Genomic DNA, 22,793 nt, shown 5'->3' on the forward strand with positions numbered 1-22,793 from the left:
GGCGAGTGTTGGGTGTATAGTACTCTCAATGAATTTTGATGGGAGGCACTTATGACATTTCTTAATCCAACCCGAAGAACGTTTCTAAAAAGCAGTGCGGCTGCTCTCGGCAGCACGTCCTTGCTTGGTAGCACATCGCTGGCCAGTATCGACCCCAACTCCTATTCAGACCGCATCTTTCACGCCACACACTACGGCCCGTTTGAGGCGGTCGTGCGCGACGGCAAGCTGGTCGGCCTGACGACGATGACCGAATTGGATTCGCGCCCCACCGAGATGCTCACCTACGGCGTGATGGATCGGACCTATGACAAGACCCGCATCAACTACCCGATGGTGCGAAAATCCTATCTTGAGGGCTGGGAAACCGGAGATATCAAACCCGAGCTTCGCGGCAAGGAAGAATGGGTCAAGGTCGACTGGGACACTGTGTGGAGCCTCACGGCCAAGGCTTTGCTGGATACCGCCACTGAGCATGGCAATGAGGCGATCTTCAGTTCTTCCTATGGCGGCTGGTCCAACGCCGGTGTTTTCCGCCCCAACGTGCTTCAAGGGCGGCTGATCAACCTGATGGGCGGCTGCACCAACACTGCCGGCGACTGGTCGGCCGGGGCTGGTCAAGTATGCATGCCGCATATCATCGGCGACATGGAGGTTTATTCTCCACAATCAGCATGGGAAACCATCCGCGACAATACCGAGTTATTTGTCCTGGTGGGATGCGACCCGATCAAGAACAACCGGATCGAATACCGCGTCGCCGATCATGGCATGTACGCCTATTGGGAGGAAATCCGCGACAATGGCGTCAAGTTCATCTCGATCAACCCACAGCGTACCGCCAGCGATGTCTATCTGAATTCGGAATGGAAGCGTATCATCCCCAATACCGATACCGCGCTCTTCCTTGCCATGTCCTATCACGTGCTTGAAAACGGTCTGGAAGATCGGGCCTACATGGACAAATACACCGTCGGTGCCGACAAGTGGATCGCCTATGTCAAGGGCGAGACTGACGGCACGCCCAAGACGCCAGCCTGGGCCGCGACGATCACCGGCATAGATGCGCAGGAAATCAAGGACCTGGCCGAACTTATCGTGGCCTCGAAAACCTGCATCGCCGGATCATGGGCCATCCAGCGCGCCCAACATGGCGAAATGGCCTATTGGTCGATCGTCAACTTCGCCGCGCTGGTGGGCAAGATCGGCAAACCGGGCGAAGGCATCGGATTCTCCTGGCATTACGGCAATGGCGGTATGCCGCAGGGCGGCAATGCAACACCCGTGGGCATGAGCCAGGGTCGCAACTTCGTGACCAAGGTTGTGCCCGCTTCGCGCATCACCGAGGCGCTGGAAAATCCGGGTAAGGAATTTTTCTACAACGGACAAACCAACACCTATCCCGACATCAAGATGGTCTTCAACGCCGGCAACAACTTCATGTCGCACCAGCAGGATACCAACCGGCTGATCCGGGCGCTGAACAAGGTTGAAACCGTTGTCTGCGTTGACGTCTGGTGGACGGCGGCGACCCGCTGGGCCGATATCGTCCTGCCTGCCGCCTCAACGTTGGAGCAAGACGACATCACCTCGGGCGGCACCTATTCCAACGATCGCGTCTACGCGATGAAGAAGGTGATTGAACCCGTTGAGGATAGTCTGCCCGACTACGAGATTTTCGAGGGTCTCGCCGACAAGCTGGGTCTCTGGGCACAGTTCACGGACAGCGAAGACAAGATGTATCACATCCAGTTGGCCTACGCAGCCTCGGGGGCTGCAAAGCATACGCCGTTCGAAGAATTCTGGGAGCAAGGTTATGCCTTCATGGGCGAGCCACTCATCCCCGAACGAGAGATGAAGCGTAAGCGCAAGCGGAGCGGCCGGACGCACGGCTTTACCAAGCAAGCCCGCAAGTGGGTGCGCCATAACGACTTCTACAGTGATCCGGAGGCCAACCCACTGCACACGACGTCGGGCAAGATAGAGATGTTCTGCGAAACAATCGCCAACATGGAGATCAAAGATTGCCCCGGCATGCCGGTCTGGATGGAGAAACATGAATACCTCGGCAGCGCGAAGGAGGGCCAGTTGCATGTGGTCTCACCTCACCCGTGGTTCCGTTTGCACAGCCAGATGGGAAACTCCGAACGTCTGCGCGATCTCTATATGGTGCAGGGACGCGAACCGGTGAGGATCAATGACCAGGACGCAGCGGATCGTGGCATTGAAGATGGAGATCTGGTCGAGCTCTACAATGATCGTGGTACGGTGATCGCCGGGGCCGTCGTCTCGGACGGGATCATGCCAGGTGTCGTGTCGATCTACGAAGGCGGTTGGCCGCAGCTAGACAACAAGGGTCGCTGCAATTCTGGTCTGGTGAATTTCCTAACCTCGACGCAACCTGCCTCTGGATTGTCGCAAGCCACGTCAGCCAATACCGTGCTTGTCGAAATGCGCAAATGTGAAGATCCAGAAGGTCCCAACATGGCCTATGATCCTCCCGCCATCATAGACGATATCGAGGTGGCAGAGATAAATGAGGACAAGGTGGGCACCGAGCGTCTAGCCGCCCTAACCGAGGCTCTTATGGCGGATATGAGCCCGGGCGAGAAGATCTTCTTCGAGCGCTGCACGGTCTGCCACGCACCGCGTGAAGTCACGCATTACACCCGTCAGCAGTGGAAAGGTATCACGCCTTCCATGTTTCCCCGCGCGGGGCTTGATGAGGAAGAAGCGGCGCTGGTCATGGACTATCTAATGACGAACGCCGCAGACGCAAATTGACGGGCCAGCGCTCCATCAGAAAGTCCTGAGGCTTATTGCTTCAGGACTTCCAGTGCAGACGCGTCAGGATGTTCAGCACAGGTTTCGTCAAACTTCTCGACGAGATCCACAATTGCCTTCGGAGAGGTTTGGGATTGACCGGTCTGACCATTCGCGTAGCCAATCAACATGGCCGTCACGAAAGTTGCGTCATCTTCGGGCAACGTAATCACATCCCAGCAACTGATGCTTTCAATATTGAAGGCCTCGGTTGCCGGTTGTTCTTGCGCCAAGACCAATACAGGTGCCGCAGCAAGTGCTGCTGCTGCCACGCGTCGAAGAAGTTTTTTCATTCCCTGTTCCCTTGAATTGGTCATCCTGTCACCTCCGGCGCATACAATCATCAAATTCCAGCCGGTAGATCCGAGCGGCGCGGCTGTTCGGGCGGTTTGCCCCTGAAATCCCACCTAGCAGTGCGCCGAGTTTTGCAGCCTTTTTGCGGTCTTTCTTGCTGCCGCCCAATATGCCGCTGATTATCGCGCCACCGACTGCACCCTTGACTGCGCCGCCTACGACACCACCGGCTCTGCCTTTGTATCCACTAAGACGTTTAGCACGATCATGGCAGTAGTCGCGGTAAGATTGCGCTTCCGCTGGGGGCGGAACCAAAGATGAAAGCGACATCGCAATCGCAAGAATAATCACGGTTTGCGCTATTTTATTGATAGGTTTCACAATACATCCCCGCCCTGCTTGAACAGACGCTACTGTACCCCTCTACTGCCGGTAAAGCGGAAACCAGTCTGCTAGGCCTTTCGGCAAGATACGACCGGTTGCAGCAGATGATGCACTAAATTAGCGGCTATTGAGGCTATAGTTCACACCAGCGGGTGATGGCACCAGGAGTCAACTTCTATAGGTTGGTGCGAGAAACTGGAGCGCGAGCGAATACCATGCAGATCCTAGTCCCCGCATTTGTTGCTGTTACCTTGGGGTTCATTGTCTTCTTCCTAGGTGCCTTTTTGACCCGCCGGGTGGCGTTCCTGAAGAATTACAATATTCCCGAGCCGGTGTCCGGCGGACTTGCTGTTGCCTTTGCCACTTGGGGATTCTTCCAGTTCACCGGAAAGCAAATCGTGTTTGACCTGCAGGTGCGTGACTATCTTCTTGTTCTGTTTTTTTCGACCATCGGGCTGAATGCGCGCGTCACAGATCTCATAAAGGGCGGTCGGCTGTTGTTGGTCCTGCTCTTTCTGACAGTCGGGTTCATGTTGTTGCAGAACGTTGTCGGGCTGATAGGGACGCTTTTGTTTGATCTGCCCACTGCCGTTTCAGTTCTGCTCGGATCCGCTGCCCTGATCGGCGGCCATGGGACGGCCATTGCCTGGGGTCCGCAAATCGAAGATTTGACGGGGTTTGCCGCCGCAGATGAGGTTGGCATTGCCGCCGCAACATTGGGGCTGGTTCTGGCGGCACTGGTCGGTGGCCCAATCGCAAAGCGGTTGATCGACCGGCATGGGTTGAAAGGTGAAGCTGACGCCGATCCGATTGTCGGGTTGCAATACGAAGAAGAAGGTGAGCCCGCGGATGTTGTTGACCATGTCAATTTGATGCGCGCGATGCTGGCGGCGCATACGGCCATCTTCTTTGGCTACTTCGCCCATCTGACGATCGGCGAGATGGGAGTGAAACTGCCCCTTTTTGTGCCCTGCCTTTTGGTTGGGATTCTAATGTCCAACACTATCCCTTTTGTGTTCCCGAAACTCATCTGGCCCACTGGTAGCCGATCGCTGGCGGTTCTGTCGGACTATAGCCTGTCAGTTTTTCTAGCGATGTCACTGATGAGCATGCAGCTTTGGACATTGGCCGAGCTTGGCGGTCCATTGTTGATAGTTTTAGCATTGCAGGTGGTGGTGACAGTTTGTTTTATCGGCTTTGTTGTATTTCGCGCCATTGGCAGCGACTATACTGCTGCCGTTCTCAGTGCAGGTTTCGCCGGATTTGCCCTTGGTGCCACCCCTACGGCTATCGCAAACATGTCTTCGGTGACAAAACGCTATGGTGCCGCGCCGCTGGCCTTTATCGTGCTACCCTTGGTCTCAGCTTTCTTCGTCGACCTGGCCAATGCCTTCATCATCCAGTTCTTTGTCGGGATGTAACCCGTAATTCAGATTCCTGGAAGAATGGCTCGAATGCGCCACTGAGATTTCGTAAGCACGGATGCGGTAAAAGGCAGCTCCGTCCGCATGGCGACCCGCCAAGTCGAAGCCCGCAACGCGCCGGTGACAACCGCTGAAAGGAAATGTCGAGACTTTTCCGAATGTTCTGAAAATGTCCTGCTAATCTAACAGCAGGAAAAACTCAGATCGCACGCTCCAGCCCTATCTCAACGTGAGCAATGTCTTTCACGCTTTCGTGCAGGCGTTCACTTGGGTCATCGCCGATCTTTCGCGCCGCCCGCAGCAGGAATATCTTACCCCATCCCCGCCAGGTCCCGATTGATGGCGCCCGGACATCCTGCGGAAAACGCTCGCGCCAGCCCTCGGGCAAAGGCAGTCCACAAATCTCAGCCCGCTCCAGCATCCACACGAGCGGAATATTGGCCAACGGTCTTCCCTCGTGAAAGCCGCTCTGCTGTCCGCCCACATCACCATGGGACCCGCGGAACCAGACCTGCTCGATCTTGCCATCAAACCCGGCCGGGCTTTCCCACATGACCGGCTCGAACACCGCGCGCGTCTCGTCCAGCGCCAGCGCGTGATAGCCATGCCGCACGGACGGCCCCAGCCGGTGCGAATGAAACGAATGCGCCGCCTCGGACCAGCGCCACAACACCGGCAAACGCAATCCAAGCGCCTTGACCGTATCCCAGACCCCGACCATCTCGACCGGTGCCTCGGGGTGACAGAATTGCCTCGTAAATACCTTGGCCGCGCGCCCACCTGGATTGCACTGATAATGCCGGTAGGCGGTCATGATGTTGCGTTCCGTCGCATGGTCATCCCGCAAAAGACCAACGGAATCGATCAGCCCGGCCAAAGAGCGCACCGCGTAGGCGCCGCGCGAATACCCCAGCAGGAAAATGCGGTCGCCGGACTTGTAGCGGCTGGCCAGGTAGCCATAGGCGCGCCGGATCTGACGGTTGATCCCCCGCCCCATCATCACATCGGGCGTCTTGCGCCAGTCCTGCCATTGCACGCCGGCTTCGTAATAGAGCGACAAATTAGCGCCTCCCATCTCTGCCAGCAGCTTATAACTCAGTCCGGCATTACTTTCGCACCCCGGTGACAGCGATGACATCGTACCGTCCAGAATGATCACATGGGTGACCTGCCCGCGCGCCCTTGCATAGGCCGAATGGCCGCTGCGCACCCCTGGGCGCAGCAAGTCGAAAAGTGATTTAGCCCATTGCCGCCACGCCATCCTGACTCATCTTTCCAACCAGTTACGACTGATGCCGCCTTATCGTTAGCGCGTCGCCTCTTTATCAACATAGGCACATCCAGGCGGGTCAGGCAAAGCCCCCAACCAGAAATACGCCTGCGACCCGGCACTATCCGGCAATCCTCCATCTTTTTCGTGAAAAGCGGGTTACCGGCGCCAATCCAACCACTGTTCACATCAATTATGCCACTTAATTTATTGAAAATAAATTGCAAAACATGTAACTTGGCCACCCTCAGACAATCAATCAGCGACGCCCCGACACAACCTCAGGTGACCCCATTCAAGCAAAGGTCGCTATTACGCTGGAAATCTTGGGCCCCGGTCAAGAGAGCGTGAGCACATCACGCCCTCGGCTCAAAGCGCCGCAACCGTGACCGGCGCGCCTAATCCATACCCGTTAAACTGCGTACTCAGAGCATGCGAATAGGCCCCCATCCCCGCAAAAAGCACGTAATCCCCCTCTGCGATCGACGCCGGGAGCGGCAACGGATCCGGGAACCGATCGATGCTGTCGCAGGTCGGGCCAAATATCACTCGCGCCTGCGGGACACCGCCGCGCCATGTGCCATCGCCCGCTAGAACAGTGACCCGGTCAGTGCAACCAATGTCGCGCACCTCGAAAAGGCCGCCATATATCCCGTCATTCAAAAACATCGACCCGTCTTCACGCAGCGCCTTGACCCGGGCCACCAGAGTAAAAGCATCCGCCACCATCGCGCGCCCGGGTTCGCATACCAATGCCGGTGGATGGTCGCCGAAACAGGCGTCCACCTCAGCGCGAATGTGGTCAAAAATCGCTTCCAGATCCGGCGCCGCCCCAACACGGTGCGCTGCAAAACCGCCGCCCACGTTCAGGCGCGATAAAGTCACCCCCGCCTCACGGGCAATATCAGCGACCACCCTTATATAGCTGCCCCAGGCAGCCGGGTCGGCACACTGTGTACCGGGATGAAAGGTAACTGAGGGGGTATATCCGCGCGCTAAGACCATGCGCAGCAACGCCGCCACGCGCTCAGGCCCGGCGCCAAATTTCTCACCAAAATCATAAGCGGCCCCAGCCACCGGCAGCGCCAATCGCACCGAGATTTCGGTGCCTTCCGGCACGTCGGCAAGCTTGTCCAACTCACTTTCGCAGTCAATCGAATAAGAGCGCACACCCAACGCCACCGCAACGGCCACCTCTTCAGGTGAGCGCACCGGGTTGTGATAATGCAATTCCGCATCCGGACAGACGGCGCGCACCGCATACATCTCGCGCGGGCTGGCCACGTCAAAGGCGCGGATGCCTGCCGCCACCAGATTTGTCAGAACCTCCTCGCCCGCATTCGCCTTGACCGCATAGGTAACAAGCCCGTCAAAGCCTTGCCGGAACCGCCGCGCCGTCGCTTGCAACACTGCCGGGCAGAAATAAACCATCGCCGTATCGGGGCGATGCCGCAACAGATGTGCCCGTGGGTCAGGCCAGTTCGGAGAGTTATGCATTGGTCTGCCTCAACAGGTTTTTCTTGATTATCGAGTATTTTTTCGTCGATCTCATGCGGCATTTCGTATAATATGAGTTGAATATACAGCAATATGACGAATTTTTCATGAAGATAGACGAAACAGATCAGGCTTTGATCACCCTTCTGGGCGAAAACGCCCGTGCCCCGGTAGCCTTGCTTGCGCGTAAGCTGGGCCTCGCCCGCACCACCGTTCAGGCGCGTCTGGATCGTTTGGAAACATCCGGCACCATCCAGGGCTACAGCGTCCGGCTGAACCCATCCGTCCGCGCACCGCTGCGCGCCACCGCCCTGGTCAGCATCGAGCCACGCAGCGCCCCAGCCGTACTTTCGCGGCTCAATTCCCTGCCTGAAGTGCGCCGCGTACACACCACTTCGGGCCGGTTTGATCTGATTGTCACGCTCGAAGCCGCCACAACCGAGCGTCTTGACGAAACCCTTGACCGGATCGGTGAGGCCAAAGGCGTCCGCAGTTCAGAGAGCCTGATCCACCTTTCGACAAAGCTCGACCGCGGGCAATAACACGTCACCCCGTCGGCACGCGTCCCGAGGAGGCGGCCGGCGACGAGATATACTGCGTGCGCATCAGCGCGCTCAATGTGACAACTTGACGGACCGGCACCAGTCCAGCAGCCAGTCCCGAAACACCCGTGCTGGCGGGCGGAGGGCGGCGCGGTCAGGATAGACCAGATGATACGCTTCCCGCCCTTCGGCAAAGATACCCGGCAGACAGGGCACCAGACCGGCTTCCCGCACGGCCTTGTCACTGGCCGGCGCACGGGCCAGGGCAATGCCAACACCCTCGCTTGCCAAGGCACAGGCCATCAAGGTGCTGTCGGCATAGACATACTGGGCACGGCTCGGCATTATATCCATCTTTTCAAACATATGGGGCCACCCCGCCCGATGCGTCACCACATCGATCAACCGATGCTGCAATAGATCGGTTGGGCCGATGAGCGCCTCGGCCACCGGTGGCAGCGCCACGGGAAACAGCCGCTCTCCCATCAGCCGATCACTGTCCGCGCCAAAAGCCTGCGGGTTACCAAAGATGATCTGCAGGTCGGTAAAGCCGCGCGAGAATTCATAGGGAAGATTGGCCGTTGTAAGGCTCAGCGTGATATCCGGGTGCGCGCGGGTAAAATCCTCATACCCCGGCGTCAGTACGCCCTGCGCAAAGATCAGCACCGATTGAACGAAAAGCTGCTGCGCCCGGGCCGCGCCAAACAACCCCTCGGTCGCGTTCTCAAGCGTCAGCAACGCCTGTTGCACCGATGGCAGATAGGCGCGGCCGACCTCGGTCAATGTGACCGCATGGGCATGCCGCTCGAATAGCGCCATCCCCACCCGTTCTTCCAAAGCCCGCACCTGTTGACTGACCGCCGCCGGGGACATGTTCAACTGCGCCGCCGCCCGCGCAAAGCTCTCACAGCGCGCCGCTGCCTCGAAAACGCGCAACCAGTTAAGGGAGGGGACCGCAACAGACATGCGCCTAGGCTAAGCTGAACTTAGCCCGAGCGTCCAGCACTATCGTGCTGAACTTCTGCTGTCTTGCGCTACGTTCAGACCCACAATGTCAAGACAGGTCACATCCCATGCGCCTCTCCCAATCCAACGGCCACCTGAGCCCCGAGCACGCCGAACAATACTGGCGTGACGGCTATGTCTTTCCTCTTACCGTTTTCTCACCTGATGAGGCCGCCGGGTACCGCACCGAGTTGGAAGCGATCGAGTGCGACTGGCTCACCGCCGATCTGCCGCAGCCGCTCAACACCTACAAACGCGTCAACGCCCATTGCGTGCTACCCCTCGCCGCGCGTCTGGCGCAGGACCCACGCGTGCTTGATGTGGTCGAAAACATCCTTGGCCCCGATCTGATGATCTGGTCCGCCGAGTTCTTCATCAAAGAGCCCCGCACAAACCATATCGTCGGCATGCATCAGGACCTGACCTATTGGGGGCTGGGCGAAACTTCAGATCAGGTCACTGCCTGGATTGCGCTATCACCCGCCACCGTCGCCAGTGGCTGCATGGACTTTGTCGCCGGATCGCATAAGAACCCGATCCTGCCGCATAACGACACCTTCTCAGACAACAACCTGCTGTCTCGTGGTCAGGAAGTTGCGGTCGAGGTCGCAGATAGCGACAAAACCCATATCGAGCTGCAACCGGGTCAGATGTCGCTGCATCATGGGCTGACCATCCACGGATCAGGGCCAAATACCTCGGATGACCGGCGCATTGGCTTTGCCATCCGCTATCTCAACCCAAATGCCCGCCAGCAGGTGGCCGAACGCGACTATGCGATGATGGCGCGCGGCGTCGATTTCAGCGGCAATTTCATTCACTACATGCCGCCCGTCGCCAATTTCAGCCCGGAATCCGTGAAGCTTTACGAAAAAATTCGCGCGGATCAGGCTAAAGCCCTTGCACAAGGGGCCGCCGGCGATGTTTCACTCTATGCCAAAGCCGCTGCGGCGCCGTGAAAAAGGAAAGCCCCCATGGAACGTGTGAATTTCACTCAAATGAAGGATGGCACCAAGGAAGAATATGAATTCCTGACCGCGCATGAAATTGACCACACCAGGCACACCGCGCAAAGACTGCTGAAGGCGCTGGTCGATCTGGATGAAAGCCTCTCGGGTTACCAGATCACCCGGCTGGGCCATTCGGTGCAATCGGCCACCCGCGCCTGGCGCGACGGGGCGGATACCGATTGGGTCGTCTCGGCACTTCTGCACGATATCGGCGACATCTACGCGCCATACAATCACGACGAATACGCCGCCACGATCCTTAAGCCCTTCGTGCGCGAACAATGCACCTGGTGCGTTGCCACCCACGGTGATTTCCAGATGCTCTACTACGGCCACCATCTGGACGGGGCTGATCAGCACAAACGTGACCGCCATCGCGACAGCGCCTATTTCGACGATTGCGCCGAATTCTGCGAACGCTGGGATCAGGCCAGTTTCAACCCGGAGTACGATGACCTGCCGCTCGATTTCTTCGCCCCCATGGTAGAAGAGGTCTTCGCCCGCACCCCTTATGATGCTGCCGTTATCCGCTCGGGAGAGCGTGAACCACTGACCAACGCCGAACGCGCCGCTCAGCGCCAGTAGGGTTATGGGTCGTCAGACCGGCATGTCGTCGCATTCCGACGCTGCACCAATATCGCCAAGCAGGCGCATCAACTCGTCCACCCACGCGGTCCTCACCGAAACCGCCAGTTGCGATAACGGGCGATGTTTCGGGGTGAGCATAGCGTAGTCGTAGCGGATGTCCTGCCTGAGCGGCTTGAACACGATCCCGCCCGACCCGGCATTCATTGCGCCTTCGCTGACCACGGTCAGCGGGTCCACTATTGCAACACAATGGCCGGAGCGGACAAATTGCAGCAGCGGCAGAAAGGTCTGACTTTCGACAAGCTTGCGATATCCCGCCCCGGCTCTTTCAAAGGCTTCAAGCGTCTTTTTGTGATGCGCATGATTTGACTGAAGAACACCGATCGGTTCCTCATCAAGATCACTGATAGCAATGGCTTCAGCGCCTGCCAACCGATGGCCCTGCGGCACGACGCAAAAACACGCGCCGCTGATCCGCTGGATCGTAAATTGCGGGCTGTCGGGCGTATCGACGGGCGCATCGCCGAACCCGAAATCAATGCTTTGCGAGCTGACAAGTTCCAGGATCTGAAGCGAACTGCGCGCCGAAATCGCAAGCTGCACATCAGCATGCGGTTCAATGGTCTGACTGATGAAACGCGACAACATGAATATGCCGCCCGGCATGGCGGATACGTTCAGTGTGCCCGCCTGCCCGCCCGCCAGGCTTTGCATGGTGCGTGATACCGCGGCGAGCCGGTCCAGAATACTTACGGCTTCCTCCAGCAGGTAATGCGCTTCGGGCACCGGGATCAGCTGTCTGCCTCGGCGCTCGAACAGTTTCAGACCCAGCGTGTCCTCAAGCGACCGGATTGCCAGGCTGACCGCAGGCTGAGTCCGGCCGATCTTTCTGGCAGCCTCGGACAGCGATGGCGAGGTCATGACCGCGCGAAAAGTGGATATCTGCGTGAAATTCATCGACTCACATAAGTTATATTTAGTTTTTTCTAAGTTATTCAAATTTGTATTTATTGAAAAGCCAAGGCAAGCTTGATCTGTGAAACCAAGGGAAAAACCCTGGAACCATAAAAGGGAGTATCACATGACCATCCTAACGAGATTTTCCGGCGCCCTGCTGGCGACGGTTCTTGCCGCCGGAACAGCGACGGCGCAGGACCCGACCTTTTTCCGAATTGGCACCGGGAGCGCCGGGGGTACCTATTTCCCCATAGGCGGCACCATCGCCAACGGCATCTCCGCCCCTCCGGGTTCGCGCCCGTGCGACGAAGGCGGTCAGTGTGGCGTGCCGGGGCTGATCGCCATCGCGCAATCCACCACCGCGTCGGTTTTCAACAACACCGCCGTCCAGAATGGCGAGCTTGAGGCCGGGATGGCGGCGGCGGACGTGACCCGCTCGATGTATCTGGGTGAAGGAAAGTTCGATGGCAAGCCGCACGAAAAACTGCGCATTGTCGCCAATCTATACCCCGAAGATCTGCATCTGGTGATGCCCAAGGGATCGAAGCTGGGAGACCTGAGTGAACTCGCCGGTAAGCGCGTGGGCATTGCTCAGGCCGGGTCGGGCACGCAGGTCGCCGTATTGCAGATGCTGGAAAAATGGGATGTGACGCGCGACAATATGGACGAGGCGGAACTGAACAACAGCCAGTCCGCCGAACGTCTGGCCGACGGACAGCTTGATGCCTATTTCTACGCTGCGGGCTGGCCCGTCTCTGCCATGGTGCAACTGGCGACAACCAAGGGCATGGAACTGCACAGCTTCAGCGACGAGGACCTGGCAAAGATCAACGAAGCCGTTCCCGCCTACATCCCGTCAAAGATCCCCGCTGGTGTCTACGAGGGCATCGACTATGAGGTGAAAACGCCTGCGGTGTCGGCGCTTCTGGTTGTTTCGTCCGATCTCTCAGACGAACTCGTGCACGGCATAACCGAAGCACTTTGGAACAAGAATACCCGCACATTGCTGGATAACGGTCACGCGAAGGGCAAGCAGATTACGCCCGAAACCGCGCTTGACGGGATCGCAGCCCTTGGCGTGCCACTGCATCCGGGTGCCGAGAAGTTCTACAAAGAAGCGGGCCTTCTAGAGTAAAGCCACCACTCTTCCGGCTCTTACTCTTACGGGCGGCGGGCAACTCCCGCTCGCCGCCCAACCTTTATTCTTCCACAACCGATACGAAGGGGCTGACCATGGGGAATGCGGCCGAGCATCAGGATCAGGAACTTTCAGCGGAAGAACTGGCTGAGATCGAAAAGAAATATGATGAAGGTGCCGCAACGCGCAGCGTCAGCCCGGGTTTCGCGAGATTTCTTCGCTACGTGGCCCTGACATATGCGGTCTATCACTACCTGACCGCCGGGTTCGGCCTACCGCCCGATTACTGGCACATGGGCTGGCATCTCGCGGGTCTCTTCATCCTGACCTATTCGCTTTTTCCTCTGGTCAAGACCAAGACCGCTTTTGATCTGAAAACCGGAGCGCTCAGGCTGGGCGGTGTGCCCTATCTCGATGTGATCCTGATGGTGCTTGGTACCGCCTCGGCGCTTTATCTGGGTTTTGCCTGGCACGGTGTGCCGTTTCTGGGCATCGAAGAACAGACCTTCCGCATGGGTAACCCCAACGGTTATGACCTGCTGTTTGGCTGCATCCTGATCGTGCTTGTGCTGGATATCGCACGACGGACACTGGGGTGGATTCTGCCGCTGATCATCTGCGTTTTCATGTCCTACGCCCTGTTCGGGCCGTTCTTTCCGGGAATTCTTCAGCACCCCGGCGTGAAATTCAACACCTTCGTCAGCTCGATGTATTTCCCGCAGGAAGGCATCTTTGGCGTCACGCTTTGGGTGGTCTCGACGATCGTTTTCCACTTCGTCCTCTTCGGCGTGATTGCCCAGCGCACCGGGCTGGGCCAGCTCTTCATCGACAATGCCAGCATTCTGGCCGGGCGCTACACCGGCGGTCCCGCCAAGGTGTCGGTCGTATCCTCGGCCTTCTTCGGCACCATCTCGGGCTCCTCGGTCGCCAATACCGTCTCGACCGGCGCGCTGACCATCCCGAACATGAAACGGCTGGGCTACCCGGGCCATTTCGCGGGCGGGGTCGAGGCCGCAGCCTCGGCGGGCGGACAGATCACTCCGCCGATCATGGGGGCCGCCGCCTTCATCATGGCCGAGTTTCTCGAGGTGCCCTACACCACCATCGTCATTGCCGCGATCTTCCCGGCGCTGCTGCATTATGTCGGTGTGTTCACCGTTGTGCACCTGATGGCACGCCGGTTGAACCTGCAGGGGCTGTCGAAAGAGATGCTACCGAAATTCGGCAAGGTCTGGCGCGATGGCTGGGCCAATATCGTGCCGCTTGTGGGCCTGCTCGTCGTACTCTTCTCCGGCTACACGCCCTACATGTCGGCCTTTGTGGGGATTTCACTTTCGATCATCGCCGGAATGAGCCGGATGCGAACTCCGGTCACGCTGATCTATGCCGCCGCCTTCATCGCTTTTGTCATCTGGAAATACATGGGCGACGGGTTTGACCTGCAAATGTCCATCATCCTGATTGTCGGCGCAATCGTCGCCACGCTCAACCCGCAGCAACGGGTTTCTGTCAGGGAAATGGCCGACACGTTTGAAACCGGCGTCAAATACGCGCTGGCCGTGGGCGCGGCCTCGGCGGCAGTGGGCATCGTGATAGGGGTGATCAACACCACCGGCGTGGGCTTCCGCATCGGCTTTATGGTCACCCAAGCCGCGTCCAATCTGGGCAACGATCTGCACTGGCTCTTTGCCTTCGGCACGTGGGAGCTGTTCTCGGTCGAAGACCTGACGCTCTTCATCAGCCTCGTCTTTATCGCGCTCGCCTGTATCCTGATGGGCGCGGGCGTGCCGACCACGGCGCTTTACATCATGCTCGTGTCTGTGGCGCAGCCGGCGCTGGCGCAGCTCGGCATCCCGCCCATCGCCAGCCACATGTTCGTGCTTTATTACGGCGTCGTGGCCGAGATCACGCCACCGGTCTGTACCTCGGCCTATGCGGCGGCGGCCATCGCGGGCTCGAACCCGTTCCGCACCGGCATCTCGGCCTTCACGCTGGGACTGGGCAAGGTGGTGGCACCAATGGCGTTTGTCTACGCGCCGGTGCTGCTTTTCGTGTCATCCACCGGCTTTGATTTCTGGGAGTTCAGCTACACGGCGACCAGCTGCATCGCCGGTGTGATCTGCCTCTCCGCCGCCGTGGTCGGCTACTGGCTGACACCGATGGGCGCCGTGCTCCGTGTCCTGATGGCGATGGCCGGGCTGGTCTTCATCGCACCCTCGCTGCAGGCCGATCTGGCGGCGCTGATCATTGCTTCTCCGGCGGTCATCTCGCAGGTCATCGCCCGCCGACGCCACCTCGCCACGACCTGAAGGAATGGGCGAAGACGTCACCATTCTGGGTGCGGGCATCGTCGGGATATGCTGCGCCCTGTCGCTGGCCGAACGCGGCGCAAAGGTTCGGTTGATTGATAAGGGTGAGCCGGGTCAGGAAACATCTTACGGCAATGCAGGTGTCATCTCGCCCTGGTCGATCATCCCGCAATCCATGCCGGGGCTTTGGAAACAGGTGCCCAAACTGATGTTCGGTCGCTACCGACCGCTCAGCGTGCGCGCCGGTTTCTGGCCCCGCATGGTTCCTTGGGGTCTAAGGTTCCTTCGCAACGGAACCGACCACCGCGTGCGGCAGGTTTCGGACGCAATGGAGCATCTATGCGCCCCGTCGGTCGATCTCTACCGGCGGCATCTGAACGGCACCGGGCACGAAGGTTTGGTGCGTGACAGCCTTTATGTGCACGCGTTTCGCGATGCCACCCGCGCCAACCTCGCCTCGCTCGATTACCGTATCCGACAGGAAAAAGGCGCAAAGCTCGAACTTGTCGGCGCGAAGGCGCTCCGCCGCATTGAGCCCGCCCTGTCGACTGATTTCAAAGCAGCCGTGCTGATCCACGATCAGGCCCGTGCCCTGGCACCGGGCCGAATTGCCACAGTGCTGACCGAGAAGGCCCGGTCGCTTGGGGTAGAGATATTGCGAGCCCGGGTACGGCGCCTGACACCGGTTGACGGCGGTTGGAACATCGACTGCGACACCGGCCCGTTGACGGCAAGCAAGGTGATCGTCGCCGCAGGCGCATGGTCATCACAGCTATTGCGTCCACTGGGCATCAGACTGCCGCTGGTGGCAGAGCGCGGTTATCATGTTGAGTTTTCCAGCCCCGGGGTCGCGCTGAACAATTCAGTGACCGACACCGATGCGAAATTCGTGGCCAGCAGCATGGAGGGCGGTATCCGGGTCGCTGGTCAGGCAGAATTCGGAGACGTGAACGCCCCGCCCGATGGGCGGAAATACCGGCAATTGCAGTGGCAGGCCAAAGCCGTCCTGCCCGATCTGAACGACACTCAGCCTTCGTTCTGGATGGGGCGGAGGCCCTCATTCCCCGACAGCTTGCCGGTTCTGGGCAGGCTGGGCAAATTTAACGGCCTTTACGGCTGTTTCGGGCATTCCCATTACGGACTGATGATGGCCCCGAAATCCGGAGAGGTCCTTGCCCACGATGTTCTGAACCTCAAACAAAACCTTAGTCTTGATGCCTATTCGGCAGCAAGATTCAGCGCCTGAACCATGCTTTTACCGGCCCTGCCGCGCGCCTTACGTTCAACCGTTTTTCGTTACACCCAAGGCTCTTTGCAATTTGACGATCTTCGCGTCGCGTTGTGCTGCCAGTCTATCGACCGGGGCCCCACCGGTTGCTTCGGCAAGACCTTCCGCAAGCATTTCGGCAACTTCGGGCGTCAGTTTGGGTGTGCCAAGATCATCCCACCAGCCATTGAACGTATCCGCGAAATGATCGCAGAACGCAGGCAACCCGCCGGGTCCCGCCCCTAAGCTAAAAAGTGTTGTCGGCCCCATGGCCGCCCAGCGAAGACCGGGGCCAGCCGACACAGCCTTATCCACATCGCCCACGCTGGCAACGCCAGATTGGACAAGATGAATAGCCTCGCGCCAGATGGCCGCCTGTAGCCGGTTGGCGACGTGGCCCGGGACTTCCTTATTGACCCGGATCGTGACCTTACCGATGTCGGCATAGAAGGCCTCGGCAGCGGCAACCACGCCATCGGCGGTCCGTTCATTGCCCATTACCTCGACCAGTGGAATGAGGTGCGGCGGGTTAAATGGATGACCCAGAACAAAGCGGTCCGGGTTTTGCCATCCCCCCTGCATTTGCCCCAGTGTCAGACCCGATGCGGAACTCGCCACAACGGCGTCATCCGCCAGCATCGGCTCGATCTCGGCAAAGGTTGTGTGCTTGATCGGTAGGCGCTCTGGCACGTTTTCCTGCACGAACCCCGCACCCTCAACCGCTTTGGCCGCCGAAGAATAGAACGTCACGCATTCAGCATTGCCCCGATCTGTCAGGCCCAGTTCGGACATGGTTTCCCATGCTTGCTCGATATAGGCGCGCAAGGACGATTCAGCCTCGGGGTCGGGATCATAGACCGCCACTGACCGGCCTGAGGCCAGGAAAAGGGCCGTCCAGCTAGCGCCGATGGTGCCGGCGCCCAACACAGCGGTATGAGAGGTGTCGTTCATCAGAACAGCCCTGTGTTAATGGGCGACGCTGCGGTCATGCCACCGTCGATGGTGAACAGCTGCCCGGTGGCAAATCCGGCCTCGTCCGAGGCAAGCCAGACGGCCATGGCAGCGATATCCGCAGGTTGACCAAAGCGACGGGTGGCGTGACGCGACAGAGCATCGCGGCGGGCAGCTGCAGGATCATCCGACAGACCAAACCCGGCCTCCAGCATGCCCGTCTCTATCCAACCGGGGCAAATGGCGTTGCAGCGAAGACCAGGTCCGTGATCGACAGCAATGGAACGGGTGAGGCCATGCACAAATGCCTTGGACGCGTTGTAAAGCGCCATAGACGGGTCCGCGACATGTCCCGAAATCGAGCCGATATTGATGATCGACCCACCATTGGTCATGAGCGGGATGAAAGCGCGACAAGTGTTGAAGGCGCCACGGCAATTGACCCCGATCACGAGATTCCAGTCTGCATCGGTGCTGTCGGCCACGGTCTTTTCGACCTGCACACCCGCATTATTCACCAGGATGTCCGGCGCCGGACAAGCCGAAGTCAAAGCCTGTATCTGGCCTTGGTCGGACACATCTGCCTGAACCCAGCCGCAGTCTTCAGGCAAGCCGTCGGGCCTTGGCCCGCGCCCGCAGGCGGTAACCGATGCGCCTTCGGCCATGAACGCGTCAACGATGCCACGCCCGATGCCTTGACGTCCGCCGGTGACCAATGCGGTTTTTCCCATAAGTCGCATGGCGCCTCCTATAGTTTCATCTGCTGCACTTGCGCCGAAAGCCCGCCATCAAGCACCCAGAGCTGCCCCGAGGCATAGCGCGCTTCGTCCGAGGCCAGCCAGTTGACCAGATTGGCGATATCCTTGGGCGTGCCATAAGTGCGCATTGGGTGGACATCGCGCACCGCCTGCTGCAGCTGATCGATGCTCTTGCCGCCGCCGCCCGACCCGTCGCCGGTGAAAAAACTCTGCAACATGGGCGTGTCTATATACCCCGGGCAGATAGCGTTCACGCGGATGCCTTCGGGCCCATGATCGCAGGCCATTGCGCGTGTCAGGGCATGCACTGCGCCTTTGGTGGCGCAATAGGCGGCAAGGCCCGGATCGGCGATGAAGCCATCATAAGAGCCGAAATTGATCACGCTGGCGCTGGCGCCGGATTTGCCCGCCCTGCGCAACAAGGGCAGCGCGTATTTTGAGGTCAGAAAAGTGCCCGTCGCATTGACAGCAAAAGAGCGGTTCCATTCCTCCAGCGTGGTATCCTCGATGGTCTTTTCAATCTCGATCCCGGCGGCGTTGACAAGGATATCCAGCTGGCCACTTTCGGCGTTGACCCGGTCCATCGCGGCTATGGCGTCGACCTCTTGGGTAACGTCCTGTTTGATAAAGATGCTGCCATCGTCGTCATGTGCGTCAAGCGAACCCCGCGGAGTCAGATCCGCCGCATAGACGCGCGCGCCTTCACGCAGAAATCGCGCCACAATTGCGCGACCGATGCCGCCGCGCGCGCCGGTAACCAGGGCGGTTTTTCCTTCTAACATCATTCATCAGCATCCTTAACTGGGGGAAATCGGTAACGCGCCGCAGCAACCGTCCAATCCATATGATTTCGCACATATTCCCGGGTGGCATCCCGAGGCGGGTTGTAATCCCAAGGTTCGCCCGCGCCCGCCTCCATCGCCGCATGCAATCTCCGGCGCGAACGCTGAGTGGCGATCACATTCGCACGCAGTTTATTGCTATCCCAACGCTCTGCCACTTCGGCGGCAAACATCGCCGCGCGCTCAGCATAGGCCGGGTCACGTGCCAGATTCTGTTTTTCCAATGGATCGTTCGCCAGATCGTAAAGCTGCGGGGGATCGACGTCGCAATGGATATATTTCAGATCGCCCCGCCGGATCATGAACACCGGAAAAGGCGTCATCTCGGCGCAATATTCGCCGATGGCTTCGTCCACCGGATCGGCCTGGCCCCGCAACAACCGCACAAGTGAACGGCCATCGACAGGTTCGCCCAGAAATGTTTCGTCGCCACCGGCAATGTCCACGAAAGTGGGCAGCATATCGACCAGCGAACAGGCATTGCGCGCCGTGCCCTGAACCACGCCGGGGCCCGCCATGATCAACGGTACGCGGGCGGAGTGTTCAAAGAAATTCATCTTGTACCACAATCCGCGCTCGCCCAGCATGTCGCCATGATCGGCGGTGACGACGACAATGGTGTTATCCAGCGCATCTATATCATCAAGCGCCCTGATCATCGCGCCGACCTTGCTGTCGAAATAGCTTACATTGGCCAGGTAGGCGCGACGGGCGCGGATCACCTCTGCATCGCTCAGGGGTACATAACTGGCCTCGATCCCGTCCATGATGCGCCGCGAAAACGGGTCCTGATCCTCAGGAGGTAGTATATGTTCGGGCATATCAATCTCTTCGTCGGAATAGAGGTCCCACCATTCCGGCTTGGCGACATAAGGGTCATGCGGATGAATGAAACTGGCCACGAGGCAAAATGGGGCGTCATTGCCTGCGGCCCGATCGCGGCCCCGGTCAATCAGCCAGCGGCGGGCGGCAAATTCGACCTCGTCATCATAATCAGTCTGGAAGGTGGCAACCGCCGCACCGCTTTCCTTGACGGTCTGCATATTGTGATACCATTTGTCGATCCGCTCGTCCGCGGCCTCCCAATCGGGGGTCCAGGCGAAATCGGCAGGGTAAATATCGGTGGTCACCCGGTCTTGAAACCCGTGCTTCTGATCCGGGCCGACAAAATGCATTTTACCACTCAGGCAGGTGCGATACCCCAATGCCTTCAGGTAATGCGCAAACGTCGGCACGCTGGCGCGAAACTCGGAAGCGTTGTCATAGGCCGCGATCCGGCTGATCAGCTGCCCGGACATGAAGGCAAACCGCGAAGGTGCACAGAGCGGCGAATTACAGTAAGCCGCATCGAACCGCATGCCGCGTGCGGCCAGCGCATCCATATACGGGGTCTTGGCAACCGGATGTCCATAAGCACCGCAAAAATGCGGTGCCAGCTGGTCCGCCATGATAACCACGATGTTGGGCTGCGTCACGGGGCGGCCTTTTCATAGGCATCCAGAACAAGACCGTGGAAATGATGTACCGCATGCTCTGACTTACCTGACCCGGACGGGTCATTCACGATCCGACCCTGGGTGAAGGCAGGCGTGTTCATACCCCGCTGCACGCTCTCCACAAGGCCGATATCCTCGACCTGAAGTACTTCGTCAAGATAGCGGATCGCATCCAGCTCCATTGCGTCTGGATCGGGGGTTTCAAGGAAAAAATCATAGGTCTCCAGCGTTCGGTCCGGGCCCACAGGAATAATGTTCAACACGATCATGCTGGAACGCCCCGGATAACGCATCAGGCAGGTGGTGGGCCAAAGCCACCAGACCGCATGGGTGCGCACGGTGGCGTTGGACACATCATAGGCTGTGTTCGCACCCTTGCCTGCATCCGCCATATGGCTGGAATAGATGCCGTAGGTGGTGACCTTGTAGGTATCCATATCCACCAGATCGCAGAAATCCTTGTGCGCTGTCGGGCAGTGATAGCATTCCAGGAAATTATCGACGACGTTCTTCCAGTTCGACCGGATGTCATAGGTCAGCCGGTGCCCGAAAGTCAGCTGATCAATATCCCGCGCCCAATGCCTGATCTCAGTTTCCAGATCGCCGGACTGTTCGCGCAGGGGCGCAGCGCCGGGATCCAGATTAACGTAGATGAACCCGGCGAATTCTTCGACATGAACCTGATCAAGGCAAATGTCGCCCGTGTTGAAATTCTCCAGATGTTCGGTTTCCGGAGCGCGCACCAGCTGACCATCAAGCTTATATACCCAGGCATGATAGGGACACATGATTCGCGATGTCTGACCCTCACCGCTTAGCAATTCATGCGCCCGGTGCTTGCAGACGTTGTAGAAAGCCCGCAATTGACCATCGCGATCTCTGACAATTGCAACTGGCTGACCCGCTATTGTCACGGTGACGTAAGCGCCGGGATCGCGCAGTTTCTCGACGTGACAGATCCATTGCCAGGACTTGGCAAGGATGTGCTGCTGATCGACGGTGAACCAGTCATCCCGCGTGTAGGCGTCGGCCCTCAGGGACAGGGAATTTCCAGCATCAGCGGAATATCCCTTCTGTATCGCCGCAAACTGCTCCTTAGAAGGTAATGTCGTCATGATAAGCGCTCCCGGTTCGCCCGATAACCCGCGCTATTTTCCAACAGTTACGAGCACTCTTCCTATACCTTATTCGCCACTTGAAAGTCTTTAATCGCCATTTTTATCAGAATCCGGTGGGCGATACATCGGCCAGGCCCGGAACTCGAACGGGACACGCCCCTCGATACGGTCCTGCGTGGCCGACGCGCCGAACCGCGCCTTATAGGCGCGAGAGAAGTGTACCTGACTGGCGAAACCCGAGGCCAAAGCGATCTCGGCGATGGGAAGCTCGGTTTGCGTGACCAGACCGCGTGCCCGGTCAAGCCGGATATCTCGATAATAAAGCTGCGGGCTGGTTTTGACGTATTTCCGGAACAACCGGTTCAATTGGCGCTGTGAAATTCCTGCTCGCGCGCAGAGCGCAGGGATGCTGATCGGCGTCTCAAGATGTCGCTCCATAATCTCGATCGCATCCCGAACCTTTTGTGGCGCGGTATTGCCCAACGGCTCAAGATGTTCATCGGTCTGATGCACGCCAGGCCCGCGCAGATTGTTGTGAAACAGGTATTTCGCACAATCGCTGGTCAGCGCATCACCGACAAGCCCGCGCAACAACGACAAGGCATAGTCACCAGCAGCGGCGCCGCCGCAGCAGGTCCCGATATTGCCATCGTGAACGTACAGATCTTCGCACACATCAATCCGGGGATAATTCTCGCCAAAGGAGTCGATATGTTCATAGTGAACAGTGGCGCGCCGCCCGTTCAGCAAGCCCGCCTCGGCCAGAATGAAGGCAGCCGTATCGATACCACCCACGTAGCTTCCGGTTCTGGCATATCTGCGGATGGCCGATAGCAGCAATTCGCTCGAAAAAGCCTCGGGCGTCCAGCTGCTGGAAACGAGGACGATATCCGGTCTCGCCTGCCTTTGCGTTTGCAGCGGTTCAACCGCGATCCTGATCCCATTGCTGGCCCGGCACAGCCCCCCCTTCTCGCTGGCAATACACCACCGGAAGTGCTGCTTACCCGCCAGATAGTTTGCCGCACGAAACGGATCCAGAAAGGCCATTGTCGCCGCCAGATTGAAGTGTGGCGTGACCAGCACCAGTATCTCTGTGAAATTGGATTGTTTCGCCTTCATG

At 58.6% G+C, this 22,793-nt stretch carries 20 protein-coding genes; 8 read left to right on the top strand and 12 right to left on the bottom strand.

All coding sequences use genetic code 11. The annotated features are described in order from the left end of the window. Nucleotides 1-51 precede the first annotated feature (51 nt). Nucleotides 52-2,784: a molybdopterin-dependent oxidoreductase gene (locus tag LC334_RS15470; RefSeq protein ID WP_085801337.1), complete on the top strand. Its 2,733-nt coding sequence runs from the start codon at nt 52-54 to the stop codon at nt 2,782-2,784. Nucleotides 2,785-2,816: 32 nt separating this feature from the next. Here the strand turns inward: LC334_RS15470 and LC334_RS15475 are convergent, their stop codons facing one another. Further along, nucleotides 2,817-3,116 carry an HdeA/HdeB family chaperone gene (locus LC334_RS15475; protein ID WP_176237723.1) on the bottom strand — a complete coding sequence of 100 codons (300 nt, stop codon included), beginning with the start codon at nt 3,114-3,116 and terminating at the stop codon, nt 2,817-2,819. A gap of 28 nt (nt 3,117-3,144) precedes the next feature. Beyond that, nucleotides 3,145-3,498, bottom strand: coding sequence for a hypothetical protein (locus tag LC334_RS15480; RefSeq protein ID WP_139836451.1), 354 nt, complete (start codon nt 3,496-3,498; stop codon nt 3,145-3,147). A 218-nt stretch (nt 3,499-3,716) separates the two neighbouring features. Here LC334_RS15480 and gltS point away from each other — a divergent pair, with 218 nt between their 5' ends. Beyond that, a complete protein-coding gene (gene gltS, locus LC334_RS15485) occupies nt 3,717-4,922 on the top strand; it encodes a sodium/glutamate symporter (RefSeq protein WP_085801339.1) in 1,206 nt (401 codons plus the stop codon). A 202-nt stretch (nt 4,923-5,124) separates the two neighbouring features. Here the strand turns inward: gltS and LC334_RS15490 are convergent, their stop codons facing one another. Together LC334_RS15490 and LC334_RS15495 are read right to left on the bottom strand one after the other, a co-directional pair. Next, entirely contained in the window at nt 5,125-6,186 is a 1,062-nt protein-coding gene (locus LC334_RS15490) for a DUF2235 domain-containing protein (RefSeq protein ID WP_085801340.1), read from the bottom strand. A 378-nt stretch (nt 6,187-6,564) separates the two neighbouring features. Then, nucleotides 6,565-7,692: a type III PLP-dependent enzyme gene (locus LC334_RS15495; RefSeq protein ID WP_085801341.1), complete on the bottom strand. Its 1,128-nt coding sequence runs from the start codon at nt 7,690-7,692 to the stop codon at nt 6,565-6,567. A 107-nt stretch (nt 7,693-7,799) separates the two neighbouring features. Here LC334_RS15495 and LC334_RS15500 point away from each other — a divergent pair, with 107 nt between their 5' ends. After that, a complete protein-coding gene (locus tag LC334_RS15500) occupies nt 7,800-8,234 on the top strand; it encodes an Lrp/AsnC family transcriptional regulator (protein ID WP_085801379.1) in 435 nt (144 codons plus the stop codon). A gap of 72 nt (nt 8,235-8,306) precedes the next feature. On the opposite strand, the gene LC334_RS15505 is transcribed toward LC334_RS15500, so the two are convergent. Beyond that, nucleotides 8,307-9,200 carry a LysR family transcriptional regulator gene (locus LC334_RS15505; protein WP_085801342.1) on the bottom strand — a complete coding sequence of 298 codons (894 nt, stop codon included), beginning with the start codon at nt 9,198-9,200 and terminating at the stop codon, nt 8,307-8,309. Between the two features lie 107 nt (nt 9,201-9,307). Between LC334_RS15505 and LC334_RS15510 the strand changes: the two genes are divergently transcribed. Continuing rightward, nucleotides 9,308-10,198: a phytanoyl-CoA dioxygenase family protein gene (locus LC334_RS15510; protein ID WP_085801343.1), complete on the top strand. Its 891-nt coding sequence runs from the start codon at nt 9,308-9,310 to the stop codon at nt 10,196-10,198. A 15-nt stretch (nt 10,199-10,213) separates the two neighbouring features. Beyond that, nucleotides 10,214-10,834 carry an HD domain-containing protein gene (locus LC334_RS15515; RefSeq protein WP_085801344.1) on the top strand — a complete coding sequence of 207 codons (621 nt, stop codon included), beginning with the start codon at nt 10,214-10,216 and terminating at the stop codon, nt 10,832-10,834. A gap of 12 nt (nt 10,835-10,846) precedes the next feature. Here the strand turns inward: LC334_RS15515 and LC334_RS15520 are convergent, their stop codons facing one another. Continuing rightward, nucleotides 10,847-11,794 (bottom strand): LysR family transcriptional regulator, encoded by a 948-nt coding sequence (locus LC334_RS15520; protein ID WP_085801345.1) that lies wholly within the window; start codon nt 11,792-11,794, stop codon nt 10,847-10,849. A 124-nt stretch (nt 11,795-11,918) separates the two neighbouring features. Between LC334_RS15520 and LC334_RS15525 the strand changes: the two genes are divergently transcribed. The 3 genes from LC334_RS15525 to LC334_RS15535 all read left to right on the top strand — a co-directional run bounded on the left by LC334_RS15525 (nt 11,919) and on the right by LC334_RS15535 (nt 16,487). Beyond that, entirely contained in the window at nt 11,919-12,929 is a 1,011-nt protein-coding gene (locus LC334_RS15525) for a TAXI family TRAP transporter solute-binding subunit (protein ID WP_085801346.1), read from the top strand. Between the two features lie 98 nt (nt 12,930-13,027). After that, nucleotides 13,028-15,241: a TRAP transporter permease gene (locus LC334_RS15530; protein WP_085801347.1), complete on the top strand. Its 2,214-nt coding sequence runs from the start codon at nt 13,028-13,030 to the stop codon at nt 15,239-15,241. A 4-nt stretch (nt 15,242-15,245) separates the two neighbouring features. Beyond that, complete coding sequence (locus LC334_RS15535) at nt 15,246-16,487, top strand: NAD(P)/FAD-dependent oxidoreductase (protein ID WP_085801348.1); 1,242 nt, start codon at nt 15,246-15,248, stop codon at nt 16,485-16,487. Between the two features lie 36 nt (nt 16,488-16,523). Here LC334_RS15535 and LC334_RS15540 read toward each other — a convergent pair whose 3' ends face one another. The 6 genes from LC334_RS15540 to LC334_RS15565 all read right to left on the bottom strand — a co-directional run bounded on the left by LC334_RS15540 (nt 16,524) and on the right by LC334_RS15565 (nt 22,792). Next, nucleotides 16,524-17,459 carry a 3-hydroxyacyl-CoA dehydrogenase NAD-binding domain-containing protein gene (locus LC334_RS15540; RefSeq protein WP_085801349.1) on the bottom strand — a complete coding sequence of 312 codons (936 nt, stop codon included), beginning with the start codon at nt 17,457-17,459 and terminating at the stop codon, nt 16,524-16,526. Continuing rightward, a complete protein-coding gene (locus LC334_RS15545; protein WP_085801350.1) occupies nt 17,459-18,199 on the bottom strand; it encodes an SDR family NAD(P)-dependent oxidoreductase in 741 nt (246 codons plus the stop codon). The genes LC334_RS15540 and LC334_RS15545 overlap by 1 nt, the downstream gene beginning before the upstream one ends. Nucleotides 18,200-18,207: 8 nt before the next feature. Next, nucleotides 18,208-19,002: an SDR family NAD(P)-dependent oxidoreductase gene (locus tag LC334_RS15550; RefSeq protein ID WP_085801351.1), complete on the bottom strand. Its 795-nt coding sequence runs from the start codon at nt 19,000-19,002 to the stop codon at nt 18,208-18,210. Next, nucleotides 18,999-20,534, bottom strand: coding sequence for a choline-sulfatase (gene betC, locus LC334_RS15555; protein WP_085801352.1), 1,536 nt, complete (start codon nt 20,532-20,534; stop codon nt 18,999-19,001). The genes LC334_RS15550 and betC overlap by 4 nt, the downstream gene beginning before the upstream one ends. Further along, nucleotides 20,531-21,670: an aromatic ring-hydroxylating oxygenase subunit alpha gene (locus LC334_RS15560; protein ID WP_085801353.1), complete on the bottom strand. Its 1,140-nt coding sequence runs from the start codon at nt 21,668-21,670 to the stop codon at nt 20,531-20,533. Before LC334_RS15560 ends, betC begins: the two co-directional genes overlap by 4 nt. A gap of 90 nt (nt 21,671-21,760) precedes the next feature. Then, nucleotides 21,761-22,792, bottom strand: a complete 1,032-nt coding sequence (locus LC334_RS15565) for a GlxA family transcriptional regulator (protein WP_085801354.1) — start codon at nt 22,790-22,792, stop codon at nt 21,761-21,763. Between the last annotated feature and the right edge of the window lies 1 nt (nt 22,793).

This window comes from Roseovarius aestuarii (assembly GCF_019966515.1).
GTDB lineage: Bacteria > Pseudomonadota > Alphaproteobacteria > Rhodobacterales > Rhodobacteraceae > Roseovarius > Roseovarius aestuarii.

What these genes read in the sequence shown, in the direction of transcription:
- LC334_RS15470 (WP_085801337.1), top strand. Translation starts at nt 52, where the DNA reads ATGACATTTCTTAATCCAACCCGAAGAACGTTTCTAAAAAGCAGTGCG.
- LC334_RS15475 (WP_176237723.1), bottom strand. Translation starts at nt 3,116, where the DNA reads ATGAAAAAACTTCTTCGACGCGTGGCAGCAGCAGCACTTGCTGCGGCA.
- gltS (WP_085801339.1), top strand. Translation starts at nt 3,717, where the DNA reads ATGCAGATCCTAGTCCCCGCATTTGTTGCTGTTACCTTGGGGTTCATT.
- LC334_RS15490 (WP_085801340.1), bottom strand. Translation starts at nt 6,186, where the DNA reads ATGGCGTGGCGGCAATGGGCTAAATCACTTTTCGACTTGCTGCGCCCA.
- LC334_RS15495 (WP_085801341.1), bottom strand. Translation starts at nt 7,692, where the DNA reads ATGCATAACTCTCCGAACTGGCCTGACCCACGGGCACATCTGTTGCGG.
- LC334_RS15500 (WP_085801379.1), top strand. Translation starts at nt 7,800, where the DNA reads ATGAAGATAGACGAAACAGATCAGGCTTTGATCACCCTTCTGGGCGAA.
- LC334_RS15505 (WP_085801342.1), bottom strand. Translation starts at nt 9,200, where the DNA reads ATGTCTGTTGCGGTCCCCTCCCTTAACTGGTTGCGCGTTTTCGAGGCA.
- LC334_RS15510 (WP_085801343.1), top strand. Translation starts at nt 9,308, where the DNA reads ATGCGCCTCTCCCAATCCAACGGCCACCTGAGCCCCGAGCACGCCGAA.
- LC334_RS15515 (WP_085801344.1), top strand. Translation starts at nt 10,214, where the DNA reads ATGGAACGTGTGAATTTCACTCAAATGAAGGATGGCACCAAGGAAGAA.
- LC334_RS15520 (WP_085801345.1), bottom strand. Translation starts at nt 11,794, where the DNA reads ATGAATTTCACGCAGATATCCACTTTTCGCGCGGTCATGACCTCGCCA.
- LC334_RS15525 (WP_085801346.1), top strand. Translation starts at nt 11,919, where the DNA reads ATGACCATCCTAACGAGATTTTCCGGCGCCCTGCTGGCGACGGTTCTT.
- LC334_RS15530 (WP_085801347.1), top strand. Translation starts at nt 13,028, where the DNA reads ATGGGGAATGCGGCCGAGCATCAGGATCAGGAACTTTCAGCGGAAGAA.
- LC334_RS15535 (WP_085801348.1), top strand. Translation starts at nt 15,246, where the DNA reads ATGGGCGAAGACGTCACCATTCTGGGTGCGGGCATCGTCGGGATATGC.
- LC334_RS15540 (WP_085801349.1), bottom strand. Translation starts at nt 17,459, where the DNA reads ATGAACGACACCTCTCATACCGCTGTGTTGGGCGCCGGCACCATCGGC.
- LC334_RS15545 (WP_085801350.1), bottom strand. Translation starts at nt 18,199, where the DNA reads ATGCGACTTATGGGAAAAACCGCATTGGTCACCGGCGGACGTCAAGGC.
- LC334_RS15550 (WP_085801351.1), bottom strand. Translation starts at nt 19,002, where the DNA reads ATGATGTTAGAAGGAAAAACCGCCCTGGTTACCGGCGCGCGCGGCGGC.
- LC334_RS15560 (WP_085801353.1), bottom strand. Translation starts at nt 21,670, where the DNA reads ATGACGACATTACCTTCTAAGGAGCAGTTTGCGGCGATACAGAAGGGA.
- LC334_RS15565 (WP_085801354.1), bottom strand. Translation starts at nt 22,792, where the DNA reads ATGAAGGCGAAACAATCCAATTTCACAGAGATACTGGTGCTGGTCACG.